Raw genomic sequence first — 18,428 nt, forward strand, 5'->3', positions numbered from 1 at the left:
ACCCGGAGTACCGAGCGCACCGCTGGATACGGGGCTTCGGGCGCCGTACCCGTGCCGGTGTCGCCCTCCCAGGATGGACAGACGATGGGTATCCCCTGCTCCGGGAGGAGCTCGGGGGAGGGGGTTTCGTGGTTCGTATCCGAGTCCTGGTCGTCGACGACCATCGCATCTTCGCCGAGTCGCTCGCCGCCGCCCTGGCCGCCGAGCCCGACGTCGACGTCTCCGCGGCCGGCAGCGGTCCGGCCGCACTGCGTTGCCTGGAGCGGGCCGCGTCCGAGGGACGGCCCTTCGACGTGCTGCTCGTCGACGCCGACCTGGGCGGCCGGGTGCCCGGCACCCGCCCCGCCGTGCCCGTGCGGGAGGGCAACGAGGACGGGCTGGTGGACGGGATCTCGCTGGTCGCCGGCGTGCGGTCGGGGCAGCCGGGGGTACGGATCGTCGTCCTCGCCGGCCGGGACGATCCCCGGCGGGCGGCGCTCGCGCTGGGGGCCGGCGCCTCCGGATGGGTCGCCAAGGACTGCTCCCTGTCGCGGCTGCTCAGCGTCATCCGCGGGGTGCTGCGCGACGAGACGCATCTGCCGCCCGCCCTGCTCACCGGCGTCCTGCGCGAACTGACCGCCGCCCGCAAGCACCGCACCGAGAGCGAGCGCCTGGTGGAGTCGCTGACGCCGAGGGAGCGCGAGGTGCTGCGGTGCATGGTGGCCGGGCTCGGGCGCAAGGCCGTCGCCGAGCGGCTGTACCTGTCCCCGCACACCGTGCGGACCCACATGCAGAACGTGCTGGGCAAGCTGGGCGTCCACTCCACCCTCGCGGCGGTGGCGCTGGCGAGGAGGGCGGGGGTCGGGCCCGCCGACTTGGGGCCTCCCGGGCAGATCGGGTCGCAGGCAAGCAACAGCGCCTGACTACGCCGGTGTGCGTGCCAGCCCCCGCGTCTGCGGCACGATCTGCCCGGGAGGCCCCTAACCGGGGATGTTGTCGAACGGGGCGGTCAGCTGGCGTAGCAGTGCCGCCAGTTCGCTGCGCTGGGCGCGGGACAGCTCGGCCAGGATGGCCCGTTCCTGGGCCAGGAGCCCGGCGAGCGACTGGTCGGCGCGGTCGCGGCCCTCGTCCGTGAGCCGGACCAGCACGCCGCGCCGGTCGCTGGGGTCGGGCAGCCGCTCGACCAGGCCCTTCTTGGCCAGGCGGTCGATACGGTTGGTCATCGTGCCCGAGGTGACCAGGGTCTGGGTGAGGAGCTGGCCCGGTGAGAGCTGGTACGGGGTGCCGGCCCGGCGCAGCGCGGTGAGCACGTCGAACTCCCAGGGCTCCAACTGGTGCTCGGAGAAAGCCAGTCGGCGGGCGCGGTCCAGGTGCCGGGCGAGCCTGCTGACCCGGCTCAGCACCTCCAGCGGTTCCACGTCGAGGTCCGGGCGCTCCCGGCGCCACGCTGCGACCAGTCGATCGACCTCGTCCTCCATGTCGATCAGTGTAGTGGTTGTGTCGACGTGAAGTCTCTTGATGTCGATTGTCTTGACGTCGAGATACTATGCCCGCGACGCTGGGTACCCGTCCCGCACGGCCACCCCTGGAGAGTCCATGCCCACCACCGCCCCCGCCTGGGACCCCGCCCAGTATCTCCGCCACGCCGATCACCGCGCCCGACCCTTCGCCGACCTCCTCGCCCGTGTCCCGGACCTGCCGGGCGACCCGCCCCGCATCGCCGACCTCGGCTGCGGCCCGGGCAACGCCACCGCCCTGCTCGCCGACCGCTGGCCCACCGCCCGCATCACCGGCTACGACAACTCGCCCCCGATGCTCGACCGGGCCCGGCAGTACGAGGGACCGACCCCCGGCGGCGGTCACCTCGGCTTCGCCGCCGCCGACGCCCGCACCTGGACCCCGGACGAGCCGGTCGGCCTCCTCGTCAGCAACGCCACCCTCCAGTGGGTCCCCGGCCACGTCGACCGCCTCCCCGACTGGATCGGCCGGCTCGCCCCCGGCGGCACCCTCGCCTTCCAGGTGCCCGGCAACTTCGACGCCCCCAGCCACCGCCTGATGCGCGAGCTGGCCCACTCCCCGCGCTGGCGGGACCGTCTCGCGGGCGTCCTGCGCCACGACGACGCCGTCCTCACCCCCGAGGCCTACCTCGCCCACCTCACCGCCACGGGCTGCACCGCCGACGTCTGGGAGACGACGTACATCCACCTGCTGGACGGCGAGGACGCCGTGCTGGACTGGGTGAAGGGAACGGGACTGCGCCCCGTACTGGCCGCCCTCGACGACGACCCGGCCGCCCGCGACGCCTTCGTCGAGGAGTACCGGACGGTCCTCCGCGCCGCCTACCCGGCCGGACCGCACGGCACCCCCTTCCCGTTCCGCCGCGTCTTCGCCGTCGCCCGCAAGCCGGAGGAGGCGTGATCACCGCGGTCGACCACGTGCAGCTCGCCGCGCCGCCCGGCTCCGAGGAGTCGCTGCGCGCGTTCTACACGGGCGTCCTCGGCATGGCCGAGACCCCCAAGCCGCCCGCGCTCGCCGCCCGCGGCGGCTGCTGGTTCCAGGCGGGCACCGTCCGGCTCCACCTGGGGATCGAGCCCGGATTCCGCCCGGCCCGCAAGGCCCATCCCGGGCTGCGGGTCACCGGGATCGAGGCGTACGCCGCCCGGCTGGAGGCCCGGGGCGCGTCCGTCACCTGGGACGACGAGCTGCCCGGCCACCGGCGCTTCTACTGCGCCGACCCGGTCGGCAACCGCCTGGAGTTCCTGGAGCCCGGCGAGCGACCCCGTTCGTGACGCCGGGCGCACCGGACGCGCTCCCCGGGCGCCCCGACCGAGTCACGCCACGCCCTCCTCGACCAGCGCGTCGACGGCGTCGCCGGACAGGCCCAGCTCGCCCAGGATGGCGCGGGTGTGCTCGCCCAGCGCCGGTACGGCGTCCATGCGGGGCGCGTCCCCGGTCGGGCCCGGCGGAGCCAGTGCCGGAACCGGACCGGCCGGTGTCGCGACCTCGTGCCGGCGCCCGCGCGCGGCGAGCTGCGGGTGCTCCCAGACCTCGGCGAGCGTGTTGACCCGCGCGTTGGCCACCGGCACCGCGCCGAGCAGCTCGATCGCCTCCGCGCCGGTCAGCTCCGCGAAACGGGCCGCGACGATCGCGCCGAGCGCCTCGCGGTGCGTGTTGCGGTCCGCGTTGGTGGCGTAGTGCGGGTGGTCGGCCAGCTCCGGGCGGTTCAGGAAGACCGTGCAGAAGCCGCGCCACTCCCGCTCGTTCTGCACCGCCATCATGACGGTCTTCCCGTCGCCCGCCGTGTACGGGCCGTACGGGTGGATGGTCGCGTGCGCGGCACCCGCCCGGGGCGGCGGCTCTCCGCCGTCGTACGCGTAGTACAGGGGGAAGCCCATCCACTCCACGGTGGCTTCCAGCATCGACACGTCCAGGTGCGTGCCCCGGCCGGTCCGCCCGCGTTCCAGCAGCGCCGCCAGGATCGAGCTGTAGGCGTGCGTGCCCGCCGCGATGTCCGACACCGGGATGCCCACCTTGGCCATCTCGTCCGGCGTGCCCGTGACGGAGAGCAGCCCCGCCTCGGACTGCACCAGCAGGTCGTACGCCTTGCGCCCCTCGTAGGGCCCCGGGCCGCCGTAGCCCGAGATGTCGCACACGATCAGCTCCGGGTGGAGCGCCCGCAGCTCCTCGGCGCCCAGACCCGCCCGTGCCGCCGCCCCCGGAGCCAGGTTCTGGAGGAACACGTCGGCGCCCGCGATCAGCCGGAGCAGTACGTCCTTGCCGCGGGGGTCCTTGATGTCCAGGGTGAGGGACTCCTTGCCGCGGTTGGCCCACACGAAGTGCGAGCTGAGCCCCTTCACCCGGGAGTCGTAGGCGCGGGCGAAGTCCCCCGTGCCGGGGCGCTCCACCTTGATCACCCGGGCGCCGAGGTCGGCGAGCTGACGGCTCGCGTAGGGTGCGGCGATCGCCTGTTCGAGCGCGACGACGGTGACTCCGCGCAGCGGCTGCATCTGTGTTCTCTCCGGTGCCGTGGCCGTGACCCAGGTTCTCTCCGGTGCCGGTGGCCGTGACTCAGCTCTTGCGGTGCCCTATGAGCCGGGGCTTGGGCTCCAGGCCGTCCAGGCCGTGCCAGGCCAGGTTCACCAGGTGGGCGGCCACCTCCGCCTTCTTCGGCCTGCGCACGTCCAGCCACCACTGGCCGGTCAGCGCCACCATGCCGACCAGCGCCTGCGCGTACAGCGGGGCCAGCTTGGCGTCGAAGCCGCGGTTCTTGAACTCGCGGCCCAGGATGTCCTCCACCTGAGTGGCGATGTCGGAGATGAGCGAGGCGAAGGAACCCGTCGACTGCGGGATGGGGGAGTCGCGCACCAGGATGCGGAAACCGTCCGTGTACTCCTCGATGTAGTCCAGGAGCGCGAACGCCGCCTGCTCGCACAGCTCGCGCGGATGCCCGGCGGTCAGTGAGCCGGTCACCATGTCGAGCAGCCGGCGCATCTCGCGGTCCACGACCACCGCGTACAGCCCCTCCTTGCCGCCGAAGTGCTCGTACACCACCGGCTTGGAGACCCCGGCCTTCGCCGCGATCTCCTCCACCGACGTGCCCTCGAATCCCTTCGCGGCGAAGAGGGTGCGACCGATCTCCAGCAACTGCTGGCGGCGCTCGGCACCGGTCATCCGGGTGCGACGCGCGCGCCGGGGCTTCTCGTTGCTTGGGGTGCTGCTGGAGTCGGTCGCCACGCCGTCAATCATGCAGCCTTCGCCGTCTCCTTACGGCGGCGGGCGCCGTCCTGCTCCGTGTTGCGGCGCGAATCGATACGCGAGCGTGACGGCCAGCGCACGTCGTACGCCCAGCCGAACGCCTCGAACCAGCGGATCAGCCGGGCCGACGAGTCGAGCTGGCCGCGCATGACGCCGTGCCGGGCCGAGGTGGGGTCGGCGTGGTGCAGGTTGTGCCAGGACTCGCCGCAGGACAGGATCGCCAGCCACCACACGTTGCCCGAGCGGTCCCGCGACTTGAAGGGGCGCTTGCCCACCGCGTGGCAGATCGAGTTGATCGACCACGTCACGTGATGCAGCAGCGCCACCCGGACGAGTGAACCCCAGAAGAACCCGGTGAACGCTCCCCACCACGACATCGTGACCAGCCCGCCGATCAGCGCGGGCAGGGCCAGCGACAGCAGCGTCCACAGCACGAACTGGCGGGAGATCGCGCGCAGCGCGGGGTCCTTGATCAGGTCCGGCGCGTACTTCTCCTGCGACGTCTGCTCCTCGTCGAACATCCATGCGATGTGGGCCCACCACAGGCCCTTCATCAGGGCCGGCACCGTCTCCCCGTACCGCCACGGGGAGTGCGGGTCGCCCTCGTCGTCGGAGAACTTGTGGTGCTTGCGGTGGTCGGCCACCCAGCGGACCAGCGGCCCCTCGACCGCCATCGAGCCCGCGATCGCCAACGCGATCTTCAGGGGCCGCTTCGCCTTGAAGGAGCCGTGGGTGAAGTGACGGTGGAAGCCGATCGTGATGCCGTGGCAGCCGAGGAAGTAGAAGAAGACCAGCAGACCCAGGTCCAGCCAGCTCACGCCCCACCCCCACGCGAGTGGCACCGCCGCCACCAGCGCGAGGAACGGGACGGCGATGAACAGCAGCAGGGTGATCTGCTCGATCGACCGCTTCTGCTCACCGCCCAGCGTGGCGGACGACGCGGCGGCGTCGCCGGAGGGCTGCGAACCGTCTTGGATCACATCGGAACTCGTGGTCATGCGCGTCCCCTGGGGGGTCGAGGGTGGTGTCCGGTGCCGGGCCTCGGGAACCATGCACACTTTTCCTACGGTTCCGTAACCTACGGCGACGTAAGTATGGCAGTGCGTTGCCGCGCGGCAAGAGCCCGAGAACCTGCGCGTCCGGGCCGACACCTATCCTGGGAGTCGGTCGGACAGCGCGGTCCGCTCTGAATAATTCCCGGACGTCCGGCCCGTAAGCGGCGCCCGCCGCGCGAGACGCCGTCCGGGTTCCCTCCCAGACGAGCTTCAACACTGCAAGGAGCCGCACCTGTGAGCAGTGCCGACGACCAGACCACCACGACGACCAGCAGCGAACTGCGAGCCGACATCCGCCGGCTGGGCGACCTCCTCGGAGAGACCCTCGTGAGGCAGGAAGGCCCCGAGCTGCTGGAACTCGTCGAGAAGGTGCGCCGACTCACCCGAGAGGACGGCGAGGCCGCAGCCGAACTGCTGCGCGGCACCGAACTGGAGACCGCGGCCAAGCTGGTCCGCGCCTTCTCCACCTACTTCCACCTCGCCAATGTCACCGAGCAGGTGCACCGAGGCCGTGAGCTGGGCGCCAAGCGCGCCGCCGAGGGCGGACTGCTCGCCCGCACGGCCGACCGCCTCAAGGACGCCGACCCGGAGCACCTCCAGGAGACCGTCCGCAACCTCAACGTGCGCCCCGTCTTCACCGCGCACCCCACCGAGGCCGCGCGCCGCTCCGTCCTCAACAAGCTGCGCCGCATCGCCGCCCTCCTGGACACCCCGGTCATCGAGTCCGACCGGCGCCGCCTGGACACCCGCCTCGCCGAGAACATCGACCTCGTGTGGCAGACCGACGAACTCCGCGTCGTCCGCCCCGAGCCCGCCGACGAGGCCCGCAACGCCATCTACTACCTCGACGAGCTGCACGCGGGCGCCGTCGGCGACGTCCTGGAGGACCTGACCGCGGAGCTGGAGCGGGCCGGCGTCAAGCTCCCCGACGACACCCGCCCGCTCACCTTCGGCAGCTGGATCGGCGGCGACCGCGACGGCAACCCCAACGTCACCCCCCAGGTCACCTGGGACGTCCTCATCCTCCAGCACGAGCACGGCATCAACGACGCCCTGGAAATGATCGACGAGCTGCGCGGCTTCCTCTCCAACTCGATCCGCTACGCCGGAGCGACGGAGGAGCTGCTCGCCTCCCTCCAGGCCGACCTCGACCGGCTCCCCGAGATCAGCCCCCGCTACAAGCGCCTCAACGCCGAGGAGCCCTACCGGCTCAAGGCCACCTGCATCCGGCAGAAGCTGGAGAACACCAAGCAGCGCCTCGCCAAGGGCACCTCCCACGAGGACGGCCGCGACTACCTCGGCACCGCCGAACTCCTCGACGACCTCCGCGTCATCCAGGCCTCCCTGCGCGAGCACCGCGGCGGCCTCTTCGCCGACGGCCGCCTGGCCCGCACCATCCGCACCCTGGCCGCCTTCGGCCTCCAGCTGGCCACCCTGGACGTCCGCGAACACGCCGACGCCCACCACCACGCGCTCGGCCAGCTCTTCGACCGGCTCGGCGAGGAGTCCTGGCGCTACGCCGACATGCCCCGCGAGTACCGCGCCAAGCTCCTCGCCAAGGAGCTACGCTCCCGGCGTCCGCTCGCGCCCACCCCGGCGCCCGTCGACGCGCCGGGCGAGAAGACCCTCGGCGTCTTCCAGACGGTCCGGCGCGCCCTGGAGGTCTTCGGCCCCGAGGTCATCGAGTCCTACATCATCTCGATGTGCCAGGGCGCCGACGACGTCTTCGCCGCCGCCGTGCTGGCCCGCGAGGCCGGCCTGATCGACCTGCACGCCGGCTGGGCGAAGATCGGCATCGTGCCGCTCCTGGAGACCACCGACGAGCTGAAGGCCGCCGACACCATCCTGGAGGACCTCCTCGCCGACCCCTCCTACCGGCGCCTTGTCGCGCTGCGCGGGGACGTCCAGGAGGTCATGCTCGGCTACTCCGACTCCTCCAAGTTCGGCGGCATCACCACCTCGCAGTGGGAGATCCACCGCGCCCAGCGCCGCCTGCGCGACGTCGCCCACCGCCACGGCGTACGGCTGCGCCTCTTCCACGGCCGCGGCGGTACCGTCGGCCGCGGCGGCGGCCCCACCCACGACGCGATCCTCGCCCAGCCCTGGGGCACCCTGGAAGGCGAGATCAAGGTCACCGAGCAGGGCGAGGTCATCTCCGACAAGTACCTCATCCCGTCGCTGGCCAGGGAGAACCTGGAACTGACCGTCGCGGCCACCCTCCAGGCGTCCGCGCTGCACACCGCGCCCCGCCAGTCCGACGAGGCCCTCGCCCGCTGGGACGCCGCCATGGACGTCGTCTCCGACGCCGCCCACACCGCGTACCGGTCACTCGTCGAGGACCCCGACCTGCCCGCGTACTTCCTGGCCTCCACGCCGGTCGACCAGCTCGCCGACCTGCACCTGGGCTCGCGGCCCTCGCGCCGCCCCGGCTCGGGCGTCTCGCTCGACGGACTGCGGGCCATCCCGTGGGTGTTCGGCTGGACCCAGTCGCGGCAGATCGTCCCCGGCTGGTTCGGCGTCGGCTCCGGCCTCAAGGCGCTGCGCGAGGCGGGCGTGCGCCAGGAGGGGGACGCCGTCCTCGCGGAGATGCACCAGCACTGGCACTTCTTCCGCAACTTCATCTCCAACGTCGAGATGACCCTCGCCAAGACCGACCTGCGGATCGCGCAGCACTACGTCGACACCCTCGTCCCCGACGAGCTGAAGCACGTCTTCGACGCCATCAAGGCCGAGCACGAGCTGACCGTCACCGAGGTCCTGCGCGTCACCGGCGAGACCGAACTGCTGGACGCCGACCCGGTCCTCAAGCAGACGTTCAGCATCCGCGACGCCTACCTGGACCCCATCTCCTACCTCCAGGTCGCCCTCCTCGGCCGCCAGCGCGAGGCGGCCGCCGCCGGCACGGACCCCGACCCGCTCCTCGCCCGCGCCCTGCTCCTCACCGTCAACGGCGTGGCGGCGGGCCTGCGCAACACCGGCTGACCGCAGCCCCGTACACAGGACGGTGCCCCCGCGCTCACCAGGAGCCCGGGGGCACCGCCATGCCGTACGCGGGAAACTCACACCGCGAAGAACGCCGCCGTCAGCAGCGCCACACCCGCCCCGGCCATCGCCCACGCCGTCCGCGTCCGCCGCAGCCCTCCGGCCACCACCACCGACGCCAGCAGCAGCGCCCCGCCCAGCGGCACCCACGCGTACAGCACCCCCGCCGGACCGGAACGCACCACCTCGTCGCTCCCCGGCTTCACCACCACCGAGTACGTCCGCCCCTCGGCCACGGCGACCGAGTCCTCCAGCACGACCCGCTCCCGCTCCCGGGACCCCGCCGACACCGGCGCGTACGGCCCGCTGCACGAACCGCCACCGCACCGCGCCACCTCGACCGTGCCCTGCTCCCGGCCCTTGGTCAGCAGCACGTGCTGCGCCGTGCCCCAGGACGCCCACACACCCGCGATCAGGATCAGCGCCGCGACCGTGCCCATCGCCGCGATCCGGCCGAATTGCAGCAGAACGTACGAAGCCTGACGGGGACGAGGGGCGGCGGCGGAGGCAGGCATGGCCGGGATCATTGGCCATACCTGAGCGGTCGGTCAACTCGCCCGCGCGCCATCAACGGACAAGTCAGGAGTTGTACGCGCTCTGCGCCCGCTCCAGCCCCTCGATGACCAGAGCCTCCACCGCGTCCGCCGCCCGGTCCACGAAGTAGTCCAGCTCCTTGCGCTCCGCCGACGCGAAGTCGCGCAGCACGAAGTCCGCCACCTGCATCCGCCCGGGCGGCCGCCCGATCCCGAACCGCACCCGGTGGTACTCCCGGCCCAGCGCCTTCGTGATCGACTTCAGCCCGTTGTGCCCGTTGTCCCCGCCGCCCAGCTTCAGCCGCAGCACGCCGTAGTCGATGTCCAACTCGTCGTGCACCGCCACGATGTGGGCGAGCGGAACCTTGTAGAAGTCCGCCAGCGCCGTCACCGGGCCGCCCGACACGTTCATGAACGACATCGGCTTCGCCAGGATCACCCGCCGGCCCACCGGTCCGGGCGGGCCGATCCGCCCCTCGACCACCTGGGCCTGCGCCTTGCCGTGCCGTTTGAACCGCGCACCCATCCGGTCCGCCAGCAGATCCGCCACCATGAAGCCGACGTTGTGCCGGTTCGCGGCGTACTCGGGGCCCGGATTGCCCAGGCCGGCGATCAGCCAGGGCGCACTCGCGTCCGTCGTCACGTCCATGTCTCCTCGCTACCCGTCCGCACATACGCGTCGGCCGCTGCTCCGCACGGGAACAGCGGCCGACCACATGATGACCCAGGCCCGCCAGGACCCGGGGGACGATCAGGCCTCGGCGGCCTCTTCGCCCTCGGTCTCACCCTCGCCCTCGGCGGCGGGCTCCTCGGCCTGCGCGGCCAGGACCTGCAGCACGACGGCGTCCTCGTCGACGGTCAGCTTCACACCGGACGGCAGCTTGATGTCCTTGGCGTGGATGGAGGCACCGGCCTCCAGACCCTCCACCGACACGGTGACCTGCTCGGGGATGTGCGTGGCCTCGGCCTCGACCGGCAGCGCGTCCAGGACGTACTCCAGCAGGAAGTTGCCCGGGGCCAGCTCGCCCTCGGCCTGCACCGGAACCGTGACCTCGACCTTCTCGCCGCGCTTCACGAGCAGCAGGTCGACGTGCTCGAGGAAGCCCTTGATCGGGTCACGCTGCACGGACTTCGGGATCGCCAGCTCGTTGGTCTTGCCGTCGATGTCCAGCGCGATCAGGACGTTCGGCGTACGCAGCGCCATCAGCAGCTCGTGGCCCGGCAGGGTCAGGTGCAGCGGGTCGGAACCGTGGCCGTACAGAACGCCGGGAACCTTGTCGTCGCGACGGATACGACGGGCGGCACCCTTGCCGAACTCGGTGCGCGTACCCGCGGAGATCTTCACCTCGGACATGATCACTCCTCGTAGAGGTAGAAACGGACGTGGTCACCCGGCCACGAACGGCCTGCTACGAAGAGCGCGTCGATAACGGACAACCGAACCCGCGACACGGGTACGGCCTCCCTCGCCGAGCAACTTCAGCAGTCTACTCGGAGGGGGAGGCCGTACCCAAAACGATCTCTACGCGCTGTGCAGAACGGTTACTGCACGACGCTCACAGCTCGCCGAAACCCACAGTTCGCCGAACTAACAGCTCGTCGAACTCACAGCTCGTCGAAGAGGCTCGTCACCGAACCGTCCTCGAACACCTCGCGCACCGCGCGCGCGATGGTCGGCGCGATCGACAGCACCGTGATCTTGTCCAGCTCCAGCTCGTTCGGCGTGGGCAGCGTGTCCGTGAACACGAACTCACTCACCTTCGAGTTCTTCAGCCGGTCCGCCGCCGGACCCGACAGCACACCGTGCGTCGCGGTCACGATGACGTCCTCCGCACCATGCGCGAACAGGGCGTCCGCCGCGGCGCAGATGGTGCCACCGGTGTCGATCATGTCGTCGACCAGGACACAGATGCGCCCCTCCACGTCACCCACGACCTCGTGCACCGTGACCTGGTTCGCCACGTCCTTGTCACGCCGCTTGTGCACGATCGCCAGCGGCGCACCCAGACGGTCGCACCAGCGGTCCGCCACCCGCACCCGGCCCGCGTCCGGAGACACCACCGTCAGCTTCGAACGGTCCACCTTCGCGCCCACGTAGTCCGCGAGCAGCGGCAGCGCGAACAGGTGGTCCACCGGGCCGTCGAAGAACCCCTGGATCTGGTCCGTGTGCAGATCCACGGCAAGAATCCGGTCCGCACCCGCGGTCTTCATCAGGTCCGCGATCAGACGCGCCGAGATCGGTTCACGTCCACGGTGCTTCTTGTCCTGCCGCGCGTAACCGTAGAACGGCACGATGACCGTGATGGAGCGGGCCGACGCGCGCTTCAGCGCGTCGATCATGATCAGCTGCTCCATGACCCACTTGTTGATCGGGGCCGTGTGGCTCTGGATCAGGAAACAGTCCGCACCACGCGCCGACTCCTGATAACGCACATAGATCTCACCGTTGGCGAAGTCGAAGGCCTTAGTCGGGACGACCCCGATACCCAGCTGGTGGGCGATCTCCTCGGCAAGCTCGGGGTGGGCGCGGCCGGAGAAGAACATCAGTTTCTTCTCGCCGGTCGTCTTGATCCCGGTCACAGCACTGTCTCCTCAGAGGTTCGCAGCTGAGCGTCACGGGCGCTCTCCCGACTGGCCGCGGGGGCGTCTCAGCTGGTGGGGTGCGGATGTGCACTTATCACGGTACGCCGTGTTCGACGCGCCGGTTTCCGGTCAGTCTTCGCTTCCCGCCTCCCGGGAGACCGCCTCAGCCGCCTTCGCCGCCGCGCTCCCCGGACGCTTCCGGGCCACCCAGCCCTCGATATTCCGCTGCTGGCCGCGGGCCACGGCCAGCGAACCGGGCGGCACGTCCTTCGTGATCACCGAGCCGGCGGCGGTGTAGGAACCGTCCCCGACCGTGACAGGAGCCACAAACATGTTGTCCGAACCGGTACGGCAGTGCGAGCCGACGGTCGTGTGGTGCTTGTCCTGCCCGTCGTAGTTCACGAACACACTCGCGGCACCGATGTTGGTGTACTCACCGATCGTCGCGTCACCCACGTACGACAGGTGCGGGATCTTCGTCCCCTCGCCGACCGACGCGTTCTTCGTCTCGACGTACGTACCCACCTTCGACTTGAGACCGAGACGGGTCCCCGGCCGCAGATACGCGAACGGACCGACCGACGCCTGCGGACCCACGTCCGCGTTGTAGGAGACGGTGTTGTCCACCCGCGCCCCCGCCCCGACCCGGGTGTCCGTGAGCCGCGAGTTCGGCCCCACCTCGGCGCCCTCGGCCAGATGCGTCGCACCGTGCAGCTGCGTACCCGGGTGGACGACGACGTCCTGCTCGAACGTCACCGTCACGTCGACCCACGTGCTCGCCGGGTCGACGACCGTCACGCCGGCCAGCATCGCCCGCGTCAGCAGCCGGTCGTTGAGGATCCGCCGGGCCTCGGCGAGCTGCACGCGGTTGTTGATCCCCGCGATCTCCCGGTGGTCACCGGCCACCGAGGCGCCCACCCGGTGCCCGGCCTCGCGCAGGATCCCGAGGACGTCCGTCAGGTACTCCTCACCCTGGCTGTTGTCCGTCCGCACCTTCCCCAGCGCGTCGGCGAGCAGCCGCCCGTCGAACGCGAAGACACCCGAGTTGATCTCCCGGATCGCCCGCTGCGCCTCGGACGCGTCCTTGTGCTCCACGATCGCGGTGACGGCGCCGGTCGCCTCCTCCCGCACGATCCGGCCGTACCCCGTCGCGTCCGGCACCTCGGCCGTCAGCACCGTCACGGCGTTCCCGTCGGCGGAGTGCGTGGTGGCGAGGGCCTTGAGGGTCTCGCCGGTCAGCAGCGGGGTGTCGCCGCAGACCACGACCACGGTCCCGTCCACGGCGCCGCCCAGCGCCTCCAGGCCCATCCGCACCGCGTGCCCGGTGCCGTTCTGCTGCTCCTGCACGGCGGTGCGTACCTCGGGGGCGACCTCGGCGAGGTGCGCGGTGACCTTCTCGCGGGCGTGCCCGACGACGACGACCAGGTTCTGCGGGTCCAGCTCACTTGAGGCGGCGAGCACGTGCCCCACGAGGGACCGGCCGCACAGCTCGTGCAGGACCTTGGGTGTGGCCGACTTCATACGGGTGCCCTCACCCGCTGCGAGAACGACGACGGCTGCCGGGCGAATGGCGCTCACGGGATGCCCTTCGGCTTTTGGGGGTGGGGACATCCGCAGGATACCGGGGCGGTTTGAGGGGGGCATGAGTGCGGGCCCTGACATCGGCGTTCGCCGGTCAGGACCCGAACTGAGCAACTGCTCCCGGGGGAGGACTCGAACCCCCATGATCAGAACCAAAATCTGACGTCTTGCCCTTAGACGACCCGGGATAGCCGCTATGCCCGATTTGGTAGATCGGCTGCGGCGGCAGCACCTACTATGCCGTACCACCAGCCTTCGATGCGACGGTACAGGTCTGCCCCTCCTCGCACGTCGATGCGCAGGCAACCCCGGTAGCTCTGGTCGGTGTTCTTGCGGTTGGTGATTGGGTTGTGCCGTTTGAGGGTGGTCTTCATGAGGTCGGCAGTCACGATGCCGACGTGGTCGGCCCAGAAGGCCTCGGCTCCGGCCACGTCGGCAGTCTCGTGGATCTGCACGGCAAACCGGAGGCTGGCGGGGTCCACCTGCAGCAGCTTCAGCCAGGTCAGGAATATAGAGATCACATTCGGGTCGCTGTTGACGAAGCTGACGCGTTCGCGGCGTGAGTACGGCTTGCTCTTGGCGCCCTCCGCCCAGTAGAGGGCCACGCCTGTGACGAAGAGTTCACGGTCGCTCATCATGCCCACCTCCTCGGATGCTCGCCGTCTGGTCTGCTGCCGCTCTTCCTCGCGTACTCGGAGCTTCGCCTCCCAGCCCCGACGGGCGATCGCCGCCGCTTCCTCGGGGCTCCGCCTGCGCTCCGGCTTCGGCAAGTCCCGCACCCACAGCGAGATTGAGCCCTTGCTGCACCCCAGCTCCACCTGGATCTGGTCGTACGTCCACCCCTGGAGCCGTAGCTCACGCGCCCGCTCCCGCACGTCGCCCTTCGCGTTCGGGCGCTTCGTCCATTCGGGCGGCGGCTCGCCCTCCAGGAGCCGGTTGAGAATGTCGTTGTTGTCGACGTGCAGCCGATCGCGGATCTGGCGGCGACTGAGCCCCTCGCGCCGCAGCGCCACCGCCCGCTCCCGCAAGCCCTCGAAGTCCGCGTACTTGTGCTGTGAACGTGCCATGGGCATACCGTCCGGCCGGAATCCTCGCCTCAGGCCCCGAATGGCGAAGGGTTCACCAGTTCGAGGGATATCGCGTCGTATCGTTTGTCGAAAGTCACCGGAAATGGGGCGGGTCGCGCCCGTAGGCTGGAGTCATGACCACGACGGGGGAAGACCACGTGCCGGCCCGGGGTGGGCCTTGGTGGTGGGACAGGCGGCGCGGCGCGGTGCTCGATGTGAGCCTCGGGGCCGTGTCCGCGTTGGAGTGCGCGGCGGAGGGGGTCCCGTTCGCGCGGGACGCCGGGATTCCGTTGGCGGTGGGGGTCGTCTTCGGGCTGCTGGCCGGCTCGGTGCTGGTGGTGCGGCGCAAGTGGCCGATCGCGGTGGTGCTGGTGGCGATCGCCGTCACGCCGGCCGAGATGGGCTTCCTGATGGGCGTCGTCGGCCTGTACACGCTGGCGGCCTCGGAACTGCCGCGGCGGATCATCGGGTCGCTGGCCGGGATGTCGTTGCTGGGGACGTTGATCGTGACGTTCGTGCGGCTGCGGCAGGACATGGCGCGGGACGGGGTGGACCTGGGGGACTGGTTCCTGCCGTTCGCGTCGATCGCCACGTCGCTCGGGCTGACCGCTCCGCCGTTGCTGCTCGGCCTGTACGTGGGGCAGCGGCGGCGGTTGATGGAGAGCCTGCGGGAGCGGGCGGACTCGCTGGAGCGGGAGCTCCAGTTGCTCGCGGAGCGGGCGGAGGAGCGCGCGGAGTGGGCCCGGGGCGAGGAGCGGACGCGGATCGCGCGGGAGATGCACGACGTGGTGGCGCACCGGGTGAGTCTGATGGTGGTGCACGCGGCCGCGTTGCAGGCGGTGGCCCGGAAGGATCCGGAGAAGGCGGTGAAGAACGCCGCGCTCGTGGGGGACATGGGGCGGCAGGCGCTGACGGAGCTGCGGGAGATGCTCGGCGTGCTGCGCAGCGGTGGGGACGGTGCCCGTGCGGAGCGGGCGTCGGTGCCGTTGGCGGCGGTGGGTGTGGCGGCGGCCGCGGCGGCGTCGCGGGCGGCGGACGAGGGGGAGTCGGACGGGCCGTGCCTGTCCGAGCTGGACGAGTTGGTCGGGCAGTCGGAGGCGGCCGGGATGGTCGTCGATCTGTCCGTGGAGGGCGAGGAGCGGGTGTACGCGGCGGAGGTGGAGGCGACGGCGTTCCGGGTGGTGCAGGAGGCGCTGACGAACGTGCACAAGCACGCTGCGGGTGCGAAGACGTATGTGCGGCTGGCGCACCGGGTGTCGGAGATCGCGATGCAGGTGGAGAACGAGCCGCCGCCCGAGGCCGCGACGTCGGCGCGGTTGCCGTCGGGTGGCAATGGGCTGGTGGGGATGAAGGAGCGGGTGGCGGCGCTCGGGGGCGTGTTCGTGTCGGGGCCGACGGACGCGGGGGGTTTCCGGGTGTCGGCGGTGATTCCGGCGTCCTAGGGGGTGGCCGTGTGGGGTCAGCCGGTGGTGAGGCGGGTCGGCTGGGTGCCGGCGACGAGCGCCGCGAGCGCGGTGTCGATGTCGGGGCCGAGGTACCAGTCGCCGGTGTGGTCGAGGGCGTAGACGCGGCCCTCGGTGTCGATGGCGATGAGGGCCTGGCTGTCGGTCTCGGTGCCGAGGGGGCAGGTCTGGGTGTCGAGTGCGCGGCCGAGGTCGCCGAGGGTGCGGGCCATGTGGAGGCCGTGCAGGGGGTCGAGGTGGAGGGTGGCGGGGGCGATCTGCCGGCCGGGGCCCGTGGGGGTGAGGCGGAGGCCGCCGAATTCGGCCCACGCCTCGACTGCGGCGGGGAAGACGGTGTGGCGGTGTCCGGCCGGTGAGGTGTGTTCGCGCAGGGTGTCGGCCCAGATCTCGGCCTGTTTGATGTCCCAGCGTCCGGGTTGCCAGCCGGCGTCGCGCAGTGCGGCGTCGACGGGGACGGGGAAGCGGGTGGTGGAGGTGCGGTCGGCTTGCATCGGCCCTTGGTTCTCTTCGGTCGGCTCTGGCGGCTCGGTCCTCGGCGTCGGTGGCCGGCGGGTCAGTCGTCGCTCGTCGTGGGGTCGACGACGCGGACGCCGAAGTGGGCGCTGAGGGCGGTGCAGGCGCGGCACGGTGCGGCGAAGCTGCCGTGGAGGGGGTCGCCGTCCTCGCGGATGCGGCGAGTGGTGAGTTTGGCGTGTTTGAGTGCTTTGCGGGCTTCGCCGTTGGTCATGGGTTTTCGTGCGGCGCGTTTGCTGCGGGTGGCGTCGGCGGTGGCCAGGTGCCGTGAGATGAGGACCGTCTCGGCGCAGCGGCCCGTGTAACGGTCTCGTTGGCCGCTGGTGAGGGTGTCGAGGAAGTCCTGGACGAGATGGTGCAGGGCGGGCGGCGCGTCGGCGCGGGTGGCCGTGCCGGTGAGGGTGGTGCCGCGCACGGAGAGGGCTGCGGCGACGGTGGGGAGTATGCCGTCGCGGCGGTGCCGGAGGGTGGGGGCGTGCTGGGCCTCGGCGCTGCTCCAGCCGATGCGGGGGTCGCCGCCGCGGGGGTCGTCGGGTCGCCCGGTGGCGGGTCCCGTCTGTGTCGCACTCATGATCATCTTCCCCTCCTGAGCATCCCCCGGAAGGTCACAGACTGCCAAATCCCGTGGCTGCTGGGGAAGCTGGGGCGTGGCGACACGCCCGGGTATGGGCGGTGTGTCACGGGAGGGTGACGGCAGGTCACGGTGGCGGGGTCCGGCGTGTCGGGTGCGGGGTCCGGTGCCGGTGACCCCTCTCGGCGTACCGCATAGGCTGTCGGCACCGCGATTGCGTGCGGTGGCCAGACAGTTCAGACAGTGCAGACAGATCAGACAGACGCCGCAGGGGGCAACCGCCATGACTACAGGTCGGCTCGGGCAGCGAGCCGCGCCGCCGAACGCGGCCTATGCCGGGCAGGTCGTGCATTTCCCGGATCCGGTGCGGGCGGCCCGTCACCCGAGAGGAGTACGGGTTGACGAGGGCGGTTACCCCGTCTTCTCGCCGTACGCCCGCGCGGTGGCGGAGATCGCGGAGCCGCCCGTGGGGTTCGGCGTCGACGAGTTGCGGCTGACGGACTACGTGTCGGCCAACGCGGCGCTGTCCGCGTCGGGGCACGAGCTGTGGGACACGGTGCCCGCGGTGGCGACACCGCACGGCTGGACGTGGCACCACGTGGCCGGTTCGCGCCGGATGGAGCTGGTGCCGGTCGAGGTGAAGGCGTTGCTGCGGCATCACGGTGGCATCGCGACGGCGACCGTGGACCAGGGCAAGCGCGGCACCAGGCCGTTGCAGGAGACGCGGCCGGCGCACTTCGGGCTGCCGAAGTCGGGCGTCGCGGTGTCGGAGCAGCAGGTGCAGGGGGTCGAGGAGGACCTCGGCTACCGGCTGCCGGGCGCGTACCGGTCGTTCCTGAAGGCGGCGGGCGGCTGCGCGCCGGTCGGCACGGCGCTCGACGCCGAGCTGGGGCTGCTGGTCGACCAGCCGTTCTTCACGGTGCGTGAGGAGGCGGCGGTCAACGACCTGGTCTATGTCAACAAGTGCCTGCGGGACCACTTGACCAAGGACTACCTGGGTGTCGCGTTCGTCCAGGGCGGTCTGCTCGCGGTGAAGGTCAAGGGCGACCGGCTCGGCTCGGTGTGGTTCTGCGCCTACGACGACGTGCGGGACGTGGATCCCTCGGTGCCGCCCGCGGACCGGGTGGAGCGGCTGCTGATGCCCTGCGGCGAGGACTTCGACGCGTTCCTGTCGCGGCTGGCGGGGTCCCCGCCGGAGCTGGAGACGGTGGCGAACCTGATGGTGGACGGCGGTTTCGCGCACGCGGTGCCCGCGACGCCGGCGTCCGTAGGGGAGTGAGCTGACG

The 18,428-nt window shown here is 71.3% G+C and carries 18 protein-coding genes and 1 tRNA gene; 6 read left to right on the forward strand and 13 right to left on the reverse strand.

Features of this window, described 5'->3' with window-relative positions; translation table 11 throughout:
• Positions 1 to 128: 128 nt before the first annotated feature.
• Positions 129 to 902, forward strand: a complete 774-nt coding sequence (locus tag ACGF3J_RS13860) for a response regulator transcription factor (RefSeq protein WP_161330824.1) — start codon at positions 129 to 131, stop codon at positions 900 to 902.
• A gap of 57 nt (positions 903 to 959) precedes the next feature.
• Here the strand turns inward: ACGF3J_RS13860 and tamR are convergent, their stop codons facing one another.
• Entirely contained in the window at positions 960 to 1,457 is a 498-nt protein-coding gene (gene tamR, locus ACGF3J_RS13865; RefSeq protein ID WP_122616995.1) for a MarR family transcriptional regulator TamR, read from the reverse strand.
• Between the two features lie 118 nt (positions 1,458 to 1,575).
• On the opposite strand from tamR, the gene ACGF3J_RS13870 reads away from it, so the two are divergent.
• Positions 1,576 to 2,397, forward strand: coding sequence for a trans-aconitate 2-methyltransferase (locus tag ACGF3J_RS13870; protein ID WP_161330823.1), 822 nt, complete (start codon positions 1,576 to 1,578; stop codon positions 2,395 to 2,397).
• Positions 2,394 to 2,768: a VOC family protein gene (locus ACGF3J_RS13875; RefSeq protein WP_161330822.1), complete on the forward strand. Its 375-nt coding sequence runs from the start codon at positions 2,394 to 2,396 to the stop codon at positions 2,766 to 2,768. Before ACGF3J_RS13870 ends, ACGF3J_RS13875 begins: the two co-directional genes overlap by 4 nt.
• A 42-nt stretch (positions 2,769 to 2,810) precedes the next feature.
• On the opposite strand, the gene ACGF3J_RS13880 is transcribed toward ACGF3J_RS13875, so the two are convergent.
• The 3 genes from ACGF3J_RS13880 to ACGF3J_RS13890 form a co-directional block, all read right to left on the reverse strand.
• Entirely contained in the window at positions 2,811 to 3,986 is a 1,176-nt protein-coding gene (locus tag ACGF3J_RS13880) for a CaiB/BaiF CoA transferase family protein (protein ID WP_393854160.1), read from the reverse strand.
• A 61-nt stretch (positions 3,987 to 4,047) separates the two neighbouring features.
• A complete protein-coding gene (locus tag ACGF3J_RS13885; RefSeq protein WP_161328281.1) occupies positions 4,048 to 4,725 on the reverse strand; it encodes a TetR/AcrR family transcriptional regulator in 678 nt (225 codons plus the stop codon).
• Positions 4,722 to 5,732: a fatty acid desaturase gene (locus ACGF3J_RS13890; protein WP_161328282.1), complete on the reverse strand. Its 1,011-nt coding sequence runs from the start codon at positions 5,730 to 5,732 to the stop codon at positions 4,722 to 4,724. Before ACGF3J_RS13890 ends, ACGF3J_RS13885 begins: the two co-directional genes overlap by 4 nt.
• Positions 5,733 to 6,023: 291 nt before the next feature.
• On the opposite strand from ACGF3J_RS13890, the gene ppc reads away from it, so the two are divergent.
• On the forward strand, positions 6,024 to 8,771 hold the full coding sequence (gene ppc, locus ACGF3J_RS13895; protein ID WP_161328283.1) for a phosphoenolpyruvate carboxylase: 2,748 nt from the start codon (positions 6,024 to 6,026) through the stop codon (positions 8,769 to 8,771).
• Positions 8,772 to 8,848: 77 nt separating this feature from the next.
• On the opposite strand, the gene ACGF3J_RS13900 is transcribed toward ppc, so the two are convergent.
• From ACGF3J_RS13900 to ACGF3J_RS13930, 7 genes are all read right to left on the reverse strand, one after another.
• Positions 8,849 to 9,358, reverse strand: coding sequence for a hypothetical protein (locus ACGF3J_RS13900; protein WP_202557959.1), 510 nt, complete (start codon positions 9,356 to 9,358; stop codon positions 8,849 to 8,851).
• A 52-nt stretch (positions 9,359 to 9,410) separates the two neighbouring features.
• Positions 9,411 to 10,013, reverse strand: coding sequence for an aminoacyl-tRNA hydrolase (gene pth / locus ACGF3J_RS13905; RefSeq protein WP_161328285.1), 603 nt, complete (start codon positions 10,011 to 10,013; stop codon positions 9,411 to 9,413).
• 102 nt (positions 10,014 to 10,115) lie between these two features.
• Entirely contained in the window at positions 10,116 to 10,718 is a 603-nt protein-coding gene (locus ACGF3J_RS13910; protein ID WP_161328286.1) for a 50S ribosomal protein L25/general stress protein Ctc, read from the reverse strand.
• Positions 10,719 to 10,969: 251 nt separating this feature from the next.
• Complete coding sequence (locus ACGF3J_RS13915) at positions 10,970 to 11,944, reverse strand: ribose-phosphate diphosphokinase (protein WP_161328287.1); 975 nt, start codon at positions 11,942 to 11,944, stop codon at positions 10,970 to 10,972.
• Positions 11,945 to 12,076: 132 nt separating this feature from the next.
• Positions 12,077 to 13,525 (reverse strand): bifunctional UDP-N-acetylglucosamine diphosphorylase/glucosamine-1-phosphate N-acetyltransferase GlmU, encoded by a 1,449-nt coding sequence (gene glmU / locus ACGF3J_RS13920; protein ID WP_161328288.1) that lies wholly within the window; start codon positions 13,523 to 13,525, stop codon positions 12,077 to 12,079.
• 120 nt (positions 13,526 to 13,645) lie between these two features.
• Positions 13,646 to 13,716 (reverse strand) — tRNA-Gln (locus ACGF3J_RS13925).
• Positions 13,717 to 13,722: 6 nt separating this feature from the next.
• Entirely contained in the window at positions 13,723 to 14,595 is an 873-nt protein-coding gene (locus tag ACGF3J_RS13930) for a hypothetical protein (protein ID WP_161328289.1), read from the reverse strand.
• Positions 14,596 to 14,729: 134 nt separating this feature from the next.
• On the opposite strand from ACGF3J_RS13930, the gene ACGF3J_RS13935 reads away from it, so the two are divergent.
• On the forward strand, positions 14,730 to 16,037 hold the full coding sequence (locus ACGF3J_RS13935) for a sensor histidine kinase (RefSeq protein WP_161328290.1): 1,308 nt from the start codon (positions 14,730 to 14,732) through the stop codon (positions 16,035 to 16,037).
• 17 nt (positions 16,038 to 16,054) lie between these two features.
• Here the strand turns inward: ACGF3J_RS13935 and ACGF3J_RS13940 are convergent, their stop codons facing one another.
• Positions 16,055 to 16,549 carry an SUKH-3 domain-containing protein gene (locus ACGF3J_RS13940; RefSeq protein WP_161328291.1) on the reverse strand — a complete coding sequence of 165 codons (495 nt, stop codon included), beginning with the start codon at positions 16,547 to 16,549 and terminating at the stop codon, positions 16,055 to 16,057.
• A gap of 62 nt (positions 16,550 to 16,611) precedes the next feature.
• Positions 16,612 to 17,142 (reverse strand): YwqJ-related putative deaminase, encoded by a 531-nt coding sequence (locus ACGF3J_RS13945; RefSeq protein WP_161328292.1) that lies wholly within the window; start codon positions 17,140 to 17,142, stop codon positions 16,612 to 16,614.
• A 283-nt stretch (positions 17,143 to 17,425) separates the two neighbouring features.
• On the opposite strand from ACGF3J_RS13945, the gene ACGF3J_RS13950 reads away from it, so the two are divergent.
• Positions 17,426 to 18,421: an SMI1/KNR4 family protein gene (locus tag ACGF3J_RS13950; RefSeq protein WP_161328293.1), complete on the forward strand. Its 996-nt coding sequence runs from the start codon at positions 17,426 to 17,428 to the stop codon at positions 18,419 to 18,421.
• Positions 18,422 to 18,428 lie beyond the last annotated feature (7 nt).

This window comes from Streptomyces sp. NPDC048171 (assembly GCF_043202655.1).
Classification (GTDB): Bacteria; Actinomycetota; Actinomycetes; order Streptomycetales; family Streptomycetaceae; genus Streptomyces.